This window comes from Xanthomonas cannabis pv. cannabis, from assembly GCF_000802365.1.
Classification (GTDB): domain Bacteria; phylum Pseudomonadota; class Gammaproteobacteria; order Xanthomonadales; family Xanthomonadaceae; genus Xanthomonas; species Xanthomonas cannabis.
Genome location: NZ_JSZE01000117.1, coordinates 1 through 14,410, shown reverse-complemented (window position 1 = coordinate 14,410; position 14,410 = coordinate 1). Strand labels below are relative to the sequence as shown.

Annotated in this window: 11 protein-coding genes; 9 read left to right on the top strand and 2 right to left on the bottom strand. The window is 66.2% G+C overall.

Annotation, left to right across the window (positions count from 1 at the left end; translation table 11 throughout):
• Positions 1-977 (bottom strand): DcaP family trimeric outer membrane transporter (locus tag OZ10_RS16930; RefSeq protein WP_039566075.1); only part of this gene is annotated, 977 nt, incomplete at its 3' end.
• A gap of 295 nt (positions 978-1,272) precedes the next feature.
• On the opposite strand from OZ10_RS16930, the gene acs reads away from it, so the two are divergent.
• The 4 genes from acs to OZ10_RS16910 all read left to right on the top strand — a co-directional run bounded on the left by acs (position 1,273) and on the right by OZ10_RS16910 (position 5,641).
• Positions 1,273-3,216 (top strand): acetate--CoA ligase, encoded by a 1,944-nt coding sequence (gene acs, locus OZ10_RS16925; RefSeq protein WP_039404992.1) that lies wholly within the window; start codon positions 1,273-1,275, stop codon positions 3,214-3,216.
• Positions 3,217-3,501: 285 nt separating this feature from the next.
• Positions 3,502-4,167 (top strand): response regulator transcription factor, encoded by a 666-nt coding sequence (locus OZ10_RS16920; RefSeq protein WP_039566073.1) that lies wholly within the window; start codon positions 3,502-3,504, stop codon positions 4,165-4,167.
• Between the two features lie 703 nt (positions 4,168-4,870).
• The gene (locus OZ10_RS16915; RefSeq protein WP_162183141.1) at positions 4,871-5,434 is read left to right on the top strand and encodes a peroxiredoxin family protein; all 564 of its coding nucleotides are present in this window, start codon (positions 4,871-4,873) and stop codon (positions 5,432-5,434) included.
• 3 nt (positions 5,435-5,437) lie between these two features.
• Entirely contained in the window at positions 5,438-5,641 is a 204-nt protein-coding gene (locus OZ10_RS16910) for a hypothetical protein (protein ID WP_005922076.1), read from the top strand.
• Positions 5,642-5,849: 208 nt separating this feature from the next.
• On the opposite strand, the gene OZ10_RS16905 is transcribed toward OZ10_RS16910, so the two are convergent.
• A complete protein-coding gene (locus tag OZ10_RS16905; protein WP_039566068.1) occupies positions 5,850-7,472 on the bottom strand; it encodes a family 43 glycosylhydrolase in 1,623 nt (540 codons plus the stop codon).
• 638 nt (positions 7,473-8,110) lie between these two features.
• On the opposite strand from OZ10_RS16905, the gene OZ10_RS16895 reads away from it, so the two are divergent.
• The 5 genes from OZ10_RS16895 to OZ10_RS16875 all read left to right on the top strand — a co-directional run bounded on the left by OZ10_RS16895 (position 8,111) and on the right by OZ10_RS16875 (position 13,681).
• Complete coding sequence (locus OZ10_RS16895; RefSeq protein ID WP_039566064.1) at positions 8,111-9,121, top strand: aldo/keto reductase; 1,011 nt, start codon at positions 8,111-8,113, stop codon at positions 9,119-9,121.
• Positions 9,118-9,990, top strand: a complete 873-nt coding sequence (locus OZ10_RS16890) for an amidohydrolase family protein (protein ID WP_039405012.1) — start codon at positions 9,118-9,120, stop codon at positions 9,988-9,990. The genes OZ10_RS16895 and OZ10_RS16890 overlap by 4 nt, the downstream gene beginning before the upstream one ends.
• Entirely contained in the window at positions 9,987-10,757 is a 771-nt protein-coding gene (locus OZ10_RS16885) for an SDR family oxidoreductase (RefSeq protein WP_039405015.1), read from the top strand. Before OZ10_RS16890 ends, OZ10_RS16885 begins: the two co-directional genes overlap by 4 nt.
• Before the next feature lie 215 nt (positions 10,758-10,972).
• Positions 10,973-11,830, top strand: a complete 858-nt coding sequence (locus tag OZ10_RS16880) for a fumarylacetoacetate hydrolase family protein (RefSeq protein ID WP_039566061.1) — start codon at positions 10,973-10,975, stop codon at positions 11,828-11,830.
• A 528-nt stretch (positions 11,831-12,358) separates the two neighbouring features.
• A complete protein-coding gene (locus OZ10_RS16875; RefSeq protein ID WP_039405022.1) occupies positions 12,359-13,681 on the top strand; it encodes an L-fuconate dehydratase in 1,323 nt (440 codons plus the stop codon).
• The last annotated feature ends 729 nt before the right edge of the window (positions 13,682-14,410 follow it).

The following is a 14,410-nucleotide window of genomic DNA, read 5'->3' as shown; positions in this document are numbered from 1 at the left end:
ATGGCGCCGCCGAACTCGGTGTCGTTGGTCAGCGCGCTGCGGGTGCGGTACTGGCGTGCGATGGCCGACAGGCCGAACGTGCCCCAGGTGCCCTTCCAGTTGTAGCGCGCGGTCAGGTCCGGCATGGCGCCGTGGTCCGAGGCCAGGATGGTGTTGCCGCCCTGGTAGGGCGTGGTCAGCGTTTCGGGGTTTTCTGCTGACACGCTGAAGGCGCCGCGCGTGTAGCGGATCTGGGTCTGACGGCTGAACAGCGCGCCATCGGTCGGCCCGACGATGTCGGCCGCTTCCGGCAGGATCGTGGCGTCGATGAAGTTGGACCAGGTCTGGCCGGCCAGCCAATTGTTCCAGCTCATGTAGGCATGCCGCAGGGTGCCGCCGTACAGATTGTTGACCTGGTTGGCCAGCGCGTTGCCGAAGAAATCCAGTTCGATGAAGCCGGTGAGCTTGTCGCCGTTTTCGGTGACCGTGTCCACGCCCAGGTTGAAGCGCGAGAACTTGGCATGGAAATCGGTGTCGGTGCTCGACGCCTGCCCACCGACCGGCGTCTGGGTCGGGATGTACAGGTACCGCCCCACCGCGCCTTCGGGCAATGCACCATCGCTGGTGCGGGTGGTCATGAAGTCGGCCTTGATGAAACCACCGTAACGGAACGTTGTCCCCGCCGCTGCGTTCGGTGTGATGCTGGTGATCTGGATCGGCCGCTTGCCGGCTGGAACCGCAGGCGCGGGCGCCGCTGCAGGCGCTTGCGCCTGCAGGGTGCGCACTTCGCTGACCTGGGTCTGCGTCTGTGCGATCTGGCCCTGCTGCTGTTGCTGCGCGGTCACCAGCAGTTGAACCTGACGTTCGAGCTCGGCGATGCGTGCTTCCAGCGCCTTTTCCTTCGGCGTCTGTGCAAACGCCACACCCGGCAGGATGCTGGCCACGAACAAGGCGGCAGCCAATGGATGGCGCACCAGCGGTGCAGTACGGTGTTTCATGGAACCCTCTCCCCGATGAAGGCCTCGCGCTTGATGGCGATGCTGTGCGGAGCGTGAGGCAGTCCGCGGTTTGCAGCCTATTCGCCTTTGGTCGTAGCTGCAACGCAGCATTCCGCAAGGTGACCGATCGTCGCACCAGAGCCCGCAATGGATGTGCGCTGGCGCACTGACCTGGTTACGACCATGGTCTAAGGCGCCGTTGACCACCGGGACAGAACGGATGCGGCACACTGATTACCTACCGAGGGCAGCCGCAGCGCCCTCTTCCGACAAGATCATCGCAAGTGAGGGTGCCATGGCTGATGTTTATCCCGTCGATCCCGCGTTCGCCAAGGGCGCACGCGTCAATGGCGAGCAGTACGCAACGCTGTACCGCGAATCGATCGAGCACCCCGAGCAGTTCTGGGGCAAGGCCGCGCAGCGGCTGGACTGGTTCAAGCAGCCCACCCAGGTCAAGGACGTCAGCTTCGCGCTGGACGACTTCCATATCCGCTGGTTCGGCGACGGCGAGCTCAACGCCAGCGTCAACTGCCTGGACCGCCAGCTGGCCACGCGCGGCGACAAGACCGCGCTGCTGTTCGAACCCGACAGCCCGGACGCCGCCTCCTACCCGGTGACCTATCGCGAGCTCTATGAGCGCGTGTGCAAGCTCGGCAACGCCCTGCGCAATCTCGGCGTCAAGAAGGGCGACCGGGTCACCATCTATCTGCCGATGATCGTCGACGCGGCCGTGGCCATGCTGGCCTGTGCGCGTATCGGCGCGGTGCATTCGGTGGTGTTCGGCGGCTTTGCCGCCAACTCGATCGCCGACCGCGTGATCGATTGCCAAAGCAAGCTGATCATCACCGCCGACGAGGGCCTGCGCGGCGGCAAGAAGATTCCGCTCAAGGCCAACGTGGATGCGGCGCTGAAGATTCCCGGCACCAATACGGTCGAAACCGTGCTGGTGGTGCGCCACACCGGCGGCGCGGTGGAGATGCAGGCACCGCGCGACCGCTGGTTCCACGATGTGGTGGATGGCCAGCCGGCCGAGTGCGAACCCGAGCGCATGAATGCGGAAGACCCGCTGTTCATCCTCTACACCTCCGGTTCCACCGGCAAGCCGAAGGGCGTGCTGCACACCACCGCCGGCTATCTGTTGTTCGCCAGCTACACGCATGAAGTGGTGTTCGACCTGCGCGAGGACGACATCTACTGGTGCACCGCCGACGTGGGCTGGGTCACCGGCCACAGCTACATCGTGTATGGCCCGCTCGCCAACGGCGCCACGGCGCTGATGTTCGAGGGCGTGCCGAATTACCCCAGCGTGTCGCGCTTCTGGGAAGTGATCGACAAGCACCAGGTCACCCTGTTCTACACCGCGCCCACCGCCATCCGCGCACTGATGCGCGATGGCGAGGCGCCGGTCAAGAAGACCTCGCGCAAGAGCCTGCGCCTGCTCGGCAGCGTGGGCGAGCCGATCAATCCGGAAGCCTGGCGCTGGTACTACGAGGTGGTCGGCGACAGCCGCTGCCCGATCGTGGACACGTGGTGGCAGACCGAAACCGGTGGCATCCTGATCTCGCCGCTGGCCGGCGCGGTCGATCTCAAGCCCGGCTCGGCCACGCTGCCGTTCTTCGGCGTGCAGCCGGCGCTGGTCGATGCCGAGGGCAAGATCCTGGAAGGCGCCACCGAAGGCAATCTGGTGCTGCTGGATTCGTGGCCGGGTCAGATGCGCAGCGTCTACGGCGACCACCAGCGCTTCATCGACACCTATTTCCGTACCTATCCGGGCAGCTACTTCACCGGCGATGGCTGCCGCCGCGATGCCGATGGCTATTACTGGATCACCGGCCGCGTGGACGATGTGATCAACGTGTCCGGCCACCGCATCGGCACCGCCGAAGTGGAAAGCGCGCTGGTCTCGCACCCGAAGGTGGCCGAAGCGGCCGTGGTCGGCTTCCCGCACGACGTCAAGGGCCAGGGCATCTACGCCTACGTCACGCTGATCGCCGGCGAGACTCCGAGCGAAGACCTGCACAAGGAATTGGTGAGCTGGGTGCGCAAGGAGATCGGCCCGATCGCCTCGCCCGACCACCTGCAGTGGGCCCCCGGCCTGCCCAAGACCCGCTCGGGCAAGATCATGCGCCGCATCCTGCGCAAGATCGCCGAAAACGCACCGGACCAGCTGGGCGACACCTCGACCCTGGCCGATCCGTCGGTGGTGGATTCGCTGGTCAATGAAAGGCTGACGCGCTGAGGGGCCGGGATTCGGCATTCGGGATTGGGGATTGGCTGAGGAGCGGAGATTGGTGATTTGGGATTGGGAATTCGCAGGAGCGGGTTCCCCTTGCCGAGTTACCCCGCTCCTCGACCATGCATTGTTTTACTGCAATGCGCAGAGGCGGTTCTTACATCGGCGATTGCGAATCGAGATTCGCTCTTCGACATCCCCGCTCTTACGAATCCCAACGTCCGAATCCAGAATCCCGCGCTTTTACGAATCCCCGATCCCCAATCCCCAATCCCCAATCCCGGCCCCAAAATGACCACCCTGCTGATCGCTGACGACCATCCCCTGTTCCGCGAAGCCTTGCGCGGGGCAGTGCAGCGGGTGATGCCGGGGGTGGAATTGTTCGAGGCCGATAATGTCGATGCCCTCTATACGCTGGCCGATGCGCAGCCGGATGCCGATCTGCTGTTGATGGATCTCAACATGCCCGGCGCGCAGGGATTCAGCGCGCTGGTGCATATGCGTTCGCTGCATCCACAGTTGCCGGTGGTGGTGGTGTCTGCACGCGAAGAACCCACCGTGATGCGGCGTGCGATCGACCATGGCGCGTTCGGCTTCATCCCCAAGTCTGCCGATTCGGACACCATTGGCCGCGCCCTGGCCACCGTGCTCGATGGCGAACGCTGGATTCCTGCAGAAGCGCAGAACCTGCCGCCGACCGACAGCGAAGAACGTGAGGTCGGCCAGCGCCTGCGCGATCTCACCCCGCAGCAGTTCCGCGTGCTGCAGATGCTGGGCGCCGGCCGTCTCAACAAGCAGATCGCCTACGACTTGGGCGTGTCCGAAGCCACCATCAAGGCGCACGTCACCGCGATCCTGCGCAAGCTTGGCGTCACCAACCGCACCCAGGCGGTGCTGATGGCGGGCAAGCTCGCCATCGATTCGGATGGCATCGTGCTGCCGCCGGAAGAGGAGTAACCCGCGCGACATGTGCCTGCGTCGGGCGTCTCGGGGAAAGCCCCGTCGCGCCCAGGTGCGCTCCTACGCGTGGCCCTGCATCTGCCAGGTCACGCAATAACAGGCACCACGCCGACACACCGCTGCAGGAGCGCCCCCGGGCGCGACGGCATCATCGATACAGCCTCAGCGCACGCGAGCGCGTGACGACGCCTTACCCTGCACCTGCCAGGTCACGCAGCAACAGGCATCACGCCGACACGCCGCTATGGCAGCGCCCTGGCGCGACGGCATACTCAAGACAGCCCCGCCGCGCGCAAGCGCCACGACGCCTGGGCCGGCATCTGCCAGTCACTCGACACGATGCAGGACACCGCAAGCGCGGCAGTGACGCGTGTCCATCGATTCCCGAGACGGGCAGGCACCAACGCGCCACAGTACACGCCATGCCATGCACCGTGCATAGCAGCTGGCGCTGCGACAGCCGCCCGTGCCACCTGGTGCGTGGCTGTTGCTGCGGTGTTTTGCGCAAACCCGCTGCGCGACGTTGCTCCACAGTGGCAGGCCCAAGCGCGGCGGCGTGATCGTCTCCACAGCTGCGCGCCGTGCGACATCGCAGTTGTCGATATCACCATTGACCATGTGCTGATGCCTGGGCAAGGCTCGGTCACCAGGGACGCTTTGGAGTTGGGGTGGCATGACGCGACGATTTCCGTGGCTCTGGATGGGCCTGCTGGTGGCGTGCGCACTGATCGCGGTGCTGGCGTGGCAGAACCGGCAGCTGCGGGTGCAGCAGCAGTGGTTGCAGACGCGCATCAGCACCCCTTACGAGGGCATGTACGTGCCCCGGATCGAGGCGATCGATGGCGATGGTCAGCGCCATCTGCTGGGTGCGCCGCAGGGCCCGGCACAGGTGCTGTTCTTCTTCACCACCACCTGCCCGTATTGCCAGCGTTCGGCGCCAACGGTGCTGCGCGCGGCGCGGGAGCTGCAGGCCAATCTACCGGGGCGGCCGCAACTGCTGGGTGTCTGCCATTGCGATGCGGCACAGGCCGCGCGCTATGCGCATGTGCATGGGTTCGATTTTCCGGTGGTCACGTTGACCGACCGTCGCGCGCTGATGCTGTTCCGTGCGCGCAACGTGCCACTGCTGATGGCCATCGATGGGGCCGGGCGCGTGCGCCATTCCCATCTTGGCGTGTTCGATACCACGGAGCGGGTGCAGGACCTGGTTGCCGCGTTGCGCCGCACGGATGCGCCAGCGGCTTTTGCAACGGTGAAGGAGTAATGCATGAAAAAGCGTTGGGTAAGCTTGCGCAGTGCGTTGATGGCGGCCACGTTTCTGGCCAGCACCGGATTCGGTGCCTTCCAGGTGATGGCCGTGGACAATGCACAGCCGAAAGTCGAATCGTGTAGTGCATGGGCCTGCAAGGCCGAGTGTCCGGAGTTCGGTGGCGATCTCGGGCAAGGCAACGTCTGCTACTGCTGCGGCTGAGTCGGCGGCGGGGCCATCCGGGCCCCGCCCTCTGCAGTGCGATGGCAGTGCTGCGCTGCCAATGCAGGCCACCGTCGTGCAACCCTCGCTGACCGCCATCGCGTTGTCATCGTGCGCACGCTGGCCGCCGCGGTGACGCCGCGCACCAACCGCTCAGCTGACCGCGAGCAAGGCGGCACCTGTCAGGCACCGATCCAACCGTCCGCCGTCAGCCCAGCGCGCGGTAGCGGAAGTCGCGCAACACCACCTCGCCCTGCTGCGCGGCGTACACGCCCAGCTGCAGGCTCAGGAACCCGCCAAAGACGTTGTGGTGAAAGCCGGACACTTCCATGCGGGTGGGGTGGCGCGTCCACTGCCGGCCCTCGTCGAAGGAGTAGTCGAAGCGCACGATGTGGTGATCGTTGGTCAACCGCACGCGGATGCGGCGGTGGGTGTTGGGCGTACGGGCCCACACCAGTTCTTCGGAGTATTCGTAGGTCTTCATGGTGTCGGCGGTGAAGCCGATGCCGACGAAGGCCTTGTGGTTGTAGAACAGCACGATGCCGCCTTCGGCAGTGCCGACCAGCTCCAGCGTCACCTCGGCCACGTAGGCGCGATCGGGCACGCCGCAGGTGAGCGGCGCGCTATCGATGGGCGATGTGCCCGCGCAGGCCAGCGTCAGCGCCCTGTTCGCACGTCGCACCCGTGCCTGCTCGCCGGGCTTGGGCGCATGCAGGCTCCACTGGGTGCCGAAACGGTCGCTGGAAAAATCGTCCGACAATGCAAAACCGCTGGCCGCGGCACGCGCGCCGACAGCTGCAAGTGCGGGCGTGCGCATTGGCTTGGACAGGTCGCCACCGGTGGCGCGAAACCAGCCGTCGGCGGTCCATTCGACCGGCTCCAGCAGTGTCTGCCGGCCCAGCGTGCGGAAGCCGTTTTCGTAGCCGTGATAGACCAGCCACCAATCGCCGCGCGGGCCTTCCACCAGCGTGGCATGCCCGCGCGACCACCACGGCTCCTGCTCGGACAAGGTGCGCACCAGCGGATTGCGCGGGCAGTGTTCCCACGGCCCATGCACCGAACGCGAGCGCGCGGCGATCACCATATGCCCGGTCACCGGCCCGGCGGTGCCGCCGACCGCGGTCACCAGATACAGCCAGCCGTTGTGCCAGGTGAGCTTGGGGCCTTCGGGGGCGAAGTTCTCCACGATCCAGTCGTCGGGATAGCGCCATGGTGCGTAGGCCGGTTCGAGTTGCCCGTCGGTGGCCAGGCCGTCGTCGCGCAGGCGGATCTTGCGGATGCCGTTGACGAACAGGTAGCGCTTGCCGTCCTCGCCCAGCACATGGCCGGGATCGATGCAGCCGGCGATGCCCAGATCGATCGGCGCGCTCCACGGCCCGCGGATGTCGTCGGCCCAGATCACGAAGATCTTCCAGCCGTGGTCGTCCGGATTGGCCGGGATGTAGATGAAGTAGCGGTTGTCGTGCTTGCACAGGTCCAGCGCCCAGATCGTGCCCAGTTCCTGATGCAGCGCCGGGCCGATCGGTGCCCAGTTGACCAGGTCGGTGGAGTGCCACAGCACGATGCCCGGGTAGGAAAAGAACGACGAAAACGTCATGTAGTAATCGTCGCCATCCTTGAGGATGGTGGGGTCGGGGTGATCGCCGGCCACGATGGGGTTGAGGTAGGTGCCGTTGCCCAGATCCGCCTTGCGCTGCCCTTCGATGCCGCGTGCCCACTGCGGGGTGCGAGCGCAGGGTGCAGACGGCGCCTGCGCGGCAGCCGACAAGGGCGCGACCAGCGCGCCGGCGGCCAGTACCTTGAACAAGTCTCGCCGTGTCGTGTCTGGCATGTGCCCGCTTCATCGGATGAGGGCTGGTATCTAGCCCTATCGGCGGGCTGGGGGCAACCGCACAACCTGCGTTATAGGAACTGGTGATGCGGCATGCGGATTTTGAAATAGCCTGGCAGTGGCGCGTTGCAGCGAGCGGGACTGCGCAGCAGCATCGGGATGCACGCGCACGTGCTGTGCAGGCAGGTGTCCGTGCTGGGCTGGATGACGCTCTTCTCCGCACGGACATGACGGCACGATGCGTCATCGCGTTCGGCACCGTGAGCTCGTCGGACCGTCACCGGCCGGAGGCGGTGCGACGTTTATCGCTGGACTGCACCTGACTGGGTATCCAGAAGCTGCCTGGAGGTGTCACAACCCGTAGCCCGGCCGAGCGGACCACACCTCTCGCGCATTCGGCCGGAACCACACGAACGCGATGCCCGGCCCGGCGACCGCCCCGCCGCCTGCGGCGCCCACCCAGGCAACTGCCTGCAAGCCCCACCTGCCATGCTGCACTGCAGCGTGATCTGTTCATTGATGATTGCCATATTCATATGCGAACAGCCGGACGCCCACCGGCTGGTGGACGTTGTGATGCCCAGCTACCGCTTTCCAGACTCCGGTTCCGCCTGCGCCGTCTTTTCGGAGCAGTGCGCATGAGCACCGTCGCGCGGCAGCGCCTGGGGCGCACCGACGTGCAGCTGTCGGCGCTGGGCTTCGGCGCCGCGCCGATCGGCAATCTGTACGCCGAAGTGGACGAGGCCGACGCACTGGCTGCGGTGGCGGGCGCGTTCGAGGCCGGCATCCGCCATTTCGATACCGCGCCCTACTACGGCTACGGCGTGAGCGAAGCGCGCCTGGGCCGCGGCCTGGCCGGCGTGCCGCGCGATGCGTACACGCTGTCGACCAAGGTCGGCCGCTGCGTCTACGACGACGCCCAGGCCGTTGCCGGCCGCGACGGCTTTGCGGTGGCCGGGCGCCGCGCCGAGTTCGACTACAGCGCCGACGGCGTGCGGCGCGCCTTCGCCTCCAGCCTGGAGCGCCTGGGCACCGACTACATCGACGTGCTGCTGCTGCACGACATCGGCGCGCTGACCCACGGCGACAACCATGCCCGTGTGCTGCAGCAGGCCTTGGAGGAGGCCTTGCCGGCCATGGCGGAGTTGAAGGCGTCCGGTGCGTGCGGGGCGATCGGCCTGGGCGTCAACGAGCAGGACGTGGCGCTGGAGGTGCTGCCGCGGTTTCCGCTCGACTGCGTGATGCTGGCCGGCCGCTACACCCTGCTGGAACAGCACGGCGCACGCGCGCTGCTGGACCAGGCGCAGCAACACGGCGTGTCGATCCTGTCGGCCGGGCCATACAGCTCCGGCCTGCTCAGCGATGCGCGCGGCCCCGGCGCCACCTACAACTACGCCCCGGTCGACACCGCCACCTTGCAGCATGCGCAACGCCTGTATGCCGCCTGCGCCGCGTTCGGGGTGGATATCGGCGCGGCTGCGTTGCAGTTTCCGCTGGCGCATCCGGCAGTGACCACGGTGGTGGCCGGCATGCGCACCGTGGCCGAGGTGCACTCGGCCGCCGCACGGTTGCAGGCGACCATTCCGCCTGCGCTATGGCAGCGCCTGCGCGACGGCGGCCTGCTCGATACGGACCTGCCCACGCCATGAACCGCGTCGATGCGCATCTGCACTTCTGGCATCTGGCACGTGGCGATTACGCCTGGCTGACGCCCGAGCTTGCGCCGCTGTATCGCGACTTTGCTCCGCACGATGTCAGTGCTGCGCTGGATGCGGCCGGCGTTGGCAGCGTGGTCGTGGTGCAGGCCGCCGCAACGGAAGCCGAAACCTGTTACCTGTTCGAACTGGCGCACGATGCGCCGCGCATTGCTGGCGTGGTCGGCTGGGTGGATTTTGCCGCGCCCGACGCCGCCGCCCGCATCGGCGCGCTGGTGCGCGCAGGCGGCGGCCTGCTCAAGGGCCTGCGCCCGATGGTGCAGGACATTGCCGACGTGCACTGGCTGGCGGGCGCCGAGTTGGACGCCGCCTTCGATGCGATGATTCAACACGATCTGGCCTTCGACGCCTTGATCCGCCCGGCACACGTCCCGGCTTTGCGGGCGCGCCTGAAACGGCATCCGGCATTGCGCGTGGTCGTCGATCACGGCGGCAAGCCGCAGATTGCGGCCGGCGAATTCGTCGCCTGGGCCGCCGGCATGGCCGCATTGGCGCAGCATCCCAACGTGCATTGCAAGCTCTCCGGCCTGCTCACCGAAGCCGCACGCGGCGCCGGCATCGACGCACTGGAGCCGTATGTCGCGCACCTGTTCGCGCGCTTCGGTGCGCAGCGCCTGCTGTGGGGCAGCGACTGGCCGGTGCTGACCCTGCGCGCCGATTACGCGCACTGGGTCGATCTTGCACAGCAGCTCGTCACCCGGCATGCCGCCGCCCACGCCGATGCGGTCTTCGGCGACAACGCACGTACGTTCTATCGTCTGCCACGGCCGGCGGCCCCCACCCACGGAACCTTATCGGTATGACAGTCTCCATCCCCACCACACCCACCACCCGCCTGCAGGGCAAGCGCTGCCTGGTCACCGCCGCTGGCGCCGGCATCGGCCGCGAAAGCGCGCTGGCCTGCGCACGCGCCGGCGCGCAGGTGATCGCCACCGACATCGACGCCGCGGCCTTGCAGGCGCTGGCGGCCGAATCGGACGCCATCACCACCCAGCTCCTGGATGTCACCGATGCCTCGGCGATTGCTGCGCTGGTCGCGGAGCACGGCCCGTTCGATGTGTTGTTCAACTGCGCCGGTTACGTGCACCAGGGCAGCATCCTCGACTGCGACGAGCCAGCGTGGCGCCGCTCGTTCTCGATCAATGTCGATGCGATGTACTACACCTGCAAGGCGGTCCTGCCGGGCATGCTCGAACGCGGCCGCGGCAGCATCATCAACATGTCGTCGGTGGCTTCCAGCATCAAGGGCGTGCCCAACCGCTTCGTCTATGGCGTGACCAAGGCCGCCGTGATCGGCCTGAGCAAGGCCATTGCCGCCGACTACGTGGCGCAGGGCGTGCGTTGCAATGCGATCTGCCCGGGCACCATCAAGACGCCCTCGTTGGCGCAGCGCGTGCAGGCCTTGGGCGGCGACGAACAGGCCGTGTGGAAGAGCTTCACCGACCGCCAGCCGATGGGCCGCCTGGGCGACCCGCGCGAGATCGCGCAGCTGGTGGTGTATCTGGCCTCGGACGAATCGTCGTTCACCACCGGCCAGACCCATATCATCGATGGCGGCTGGTCGAACTGAGAGGCGCAGGCAAAACGTTGTGCAGCGACAAGCGCACAACCACTTGCTACGTTTCTTGATCGCTCTCTGTCCGCTGACACCAGGCCGCATTTCATACCTGGCGTCAGCGTTGTTTGCAGCATGCATCACCCGCATTCCTGTTCCGAGCGCACCTTACGCACCCGTCCGCGCGGTGTGATTGGCCGCTCCACTCCTCCCCTGCAAAGGAAGACTGCATGAAACTCGTACGTGTTGGCGCCGAAGGCCACGAACGCCCTGGCCTGATCGATAGCGAAGGCCGCATCCGCGATTTGAGCGGCGTCATCGACGATGTGGCCGGCGAGCACATCACCAACGCCGGCCTGGAAAAGCTGCGCGCGCTGGATGTGACCACGCTGCCGCTGATCGAAGGCGAGCAGCGTTACGGCGCCGCAGTGGGCCGCATCGGCAAGTTCATCTGCGTTGGCTTGAACTACGCCGACCATGCTGCCGAATCGGGCATGGAAGTGCCGAAGATGCCGATCCTTTTCATGAAGGCCACCACTGCGGTGTGCGGCCCCAACGACACCGTCATCATCCCGCGCGGCTCGGTCAAGAGCGACTGGGAAGTGGAACTGGGCGTGGTGATCGGCGACGTGGCGCGAGATGTCTCGGTGGACGAGGCCTTGAGCCATGTGGCCGGCTACGCGGTGATCAACGACCTGTCCGAGCGCGAATTCCAGCTCGAACACGGCGGCCAGTGGGTCAAGGGCAAGAGCGCCGATACCTTCGGCCCGATCGGCCCGTGGCTGGTCACCCGCGATGAAATCGCCGACCCGCAGAACCTGTCGATGTGGCTGGAGGTCAACGGCCACCGCTATCAGAACGGCAGCACCCGCACCATGGTGTTCGGCGTGGCCGAACTGGTCAGCCACATCAGCCGCTACATGACGCTGATGCCGGGCGATGTGATCAGCACCGGCACCCCGCCGGGCGTAGGCCTGGGCCAGAAGCCGCCGGTCTACCTCAAGCCGGGCGACGTGATGGAGCTGGAGATCGAAGGCCTGGGCCGTCAGCGTCAACCGGTGGTGGCGCATCCGCGTGATGCGGGTTGAGGTTTTTTGGAAGGACTGAGGGAGTACTGCATTGCAGTGCGTCCCACCTCTCAGAATGTTCTCACGCGAAGGCCGAAGTACTCACACAACACGAATCGTGCAACAAAGCAAAGCCCCTCTCCCCTCGGGAGAGGGGTTGGGGTGAGGGTACGTCGCCACGGATGCGCACAACTCGACGTCAGTCCACTTGTTATGTGGCCCTGATAGTTCGACGCTCGTGCTCACGCATCACACGCACGTTGCTCTCACGGAGTTTGCTGCCGCGTTAAGTGTCTAAACGTTGTAGCGCGCCGATCGCAAAATGCAGTTGGTCGTGCAATAGGTTCATTGGGCTGAGTTGCAAATGCCTACGTCACTGCAGCGCCTCAACACCCCCAGCGCTACGCGTTCGTACCCTCGCCCCAACCCCTCGCCCGGTGGGAGAGGGGCTCAAGCGCACTTCGCTGCTGTCGTTTCTTGACCCTTCGTTCTTTCACCCATCTGTTTTCCGTGCGTTTTCACTTCCCGCTTGCCATCGCCAGGATTTTCATGAGCACCATCATTGCCCTCGAGACCCACGACATCCGCTTCCCCACTTCGCGCGAGCTCGATGGGTCGGACGCGATGAATCCGGATCCGGATTACTCCGCCGCCTATGTCGTGCTGCGCACCGATGCGCCGGATGACCTGGCCGGCTACGGCCTGGTGTTCACCATCGGCCGCGGCAACGATGTACAGACCGCTGCGGTGGCCGCACTGGCCGAACACGTGGTCGGCCTGCACGTGGAAGAGGTCATCGCCGACCTCGGCGCGTTCGCGCGCCGGCTCACCAACGATTCGCAGCTGCGCTGGCTGGGCCCGGAAAAGGGCGTCATGCACATGGCCATCGGCGCAGTGATCAATGCCGCCTGGGACCTGGCTGCACGTGCCGCGAAAAAACCGCTGTGGCGCTACATCGCCGAACTCACGCCCGAGCAGCTGGTCGACACCATCGACTTCCGCTACCTCACCGACGCACTCACCCGCGACGAAGCGCTGGGCATCCTGCGCGCTGCACAGCCGCAGCGTGCGCAACGCATCGCGCAATTGATCGAACAAGGCTACCCGGCCTACACCACCTCGCCTGGCTGGCTCGGCTACTCCGACGAAAAGCTGGTGCGGCTGGCCAAGGAAGCGGTGGCCGATGGCTTCCGCACCATCAAGCTCAAGGTCGGCGCCAACGTGCAGGACGACATCCGCCGCTGCCGCCTGGCGCGCGAAGCGATCGGCCCGGACATCGCAATGGCGGTCGATGCCAATCAACGTTGGGACGTGGGCCCGGCAATCGACTGGATGCGCCAATTGGCCGAATTCGACATCGCCTGGATCGAGGAACCTACCAGCCCGGACGACGTGCTCGGCCACGCCGCCATCCGCCAGGGCATCACCCCGGTGCCGGTGTCCACCGGCGAACACACGCAAAACCGCGTGGTGTTCAAGCAGCTGCTGCAGGCCGGCGCGGTGGACCTGATCCAGATCGACGCCGCACGCGTCGGCGGGGTCAACGAAAACCTCGCCATCCTGCTGCTGGCTGCCAAGTTCAATGTGCGCGTGTTTCCGCACGCCGGCGGTGTGGGTCTGTGCGAGCTGGTGCAACACCTGGCGATGGCCGATTTCGTCGCCATCACCGGCCGGATGGAAGACCGCGCGATCGAATTTGTCGACCATCTGCACCAACACTTCCTCGACCCGGTGCGCATCCAGCACGGCCGTTATCTGGCCCCGGAAGCGCCTGGGTTTTCCGCGGAAATGCACGCTGCCTCGATTGCAGAATTCAGCTACCCCGAGGGACGCTTCTGGGTCGAAGATCTGGCTGCCAGCGCGAAAGGCTGACGCTACGGCCCCTCATCCGCCCTTCGGGCACCTTCTCCCGCGCGCGGGAGAAGGAAGCAGCGGCCGGAGGGCTGGGGGCGCGCAGGCCGGGCATGGCCGGGCGGGATGGTGATTCAGCAGGCTCGGCGCTGCGGGTCGGCGCTTCTGGGGCCAGGTCTTGGGCCTGGCGGAACAACGGGTGGCTGACACGCAGCCCGCTACAGACACCAAGCAGGTGGGGTGCATGGCGCAAACGCACCTTGGCTGATCGGCTGCGCCAGCTGCAGCGGATCCACCGCCCCGGTGCCAACGCCAAGCACGCCCTTCTCCCGCCTGCGGGAGAAGGTGCCCGCAGGGCGGATGAGGGCGCGGGCTCAGCGCACGGAACAACGAGCGGCTGACACGCAGCCCACTACAGACACCAAACAGATGGGAGTGCATGGCGCAGACACACCACCGCCCCGGTGCCACCCCCGAGCTCGCCCTTCTCCCGCCTGCGGGAGAAGGTGCCCGCAGGGCGGATGAGGGCGCGGGCTCAGCGCACGGAACAACGAGCGGCTGACACGCAGCCCGCTGCAGACACCAAGCAGGTGGGGTGCATGGCACAGACACACCACCGCCCCGGTGCCAACGCCGAGCACGCCCTTCTCCCGCCTGCGGGAGAAGGTGCCCGCAGGGCGGATGAGGGCGCGGGCTCAGCGCACGGAATAACGAACGGCTGACACGCAGCCCGCTGCAGACACCAAGCAG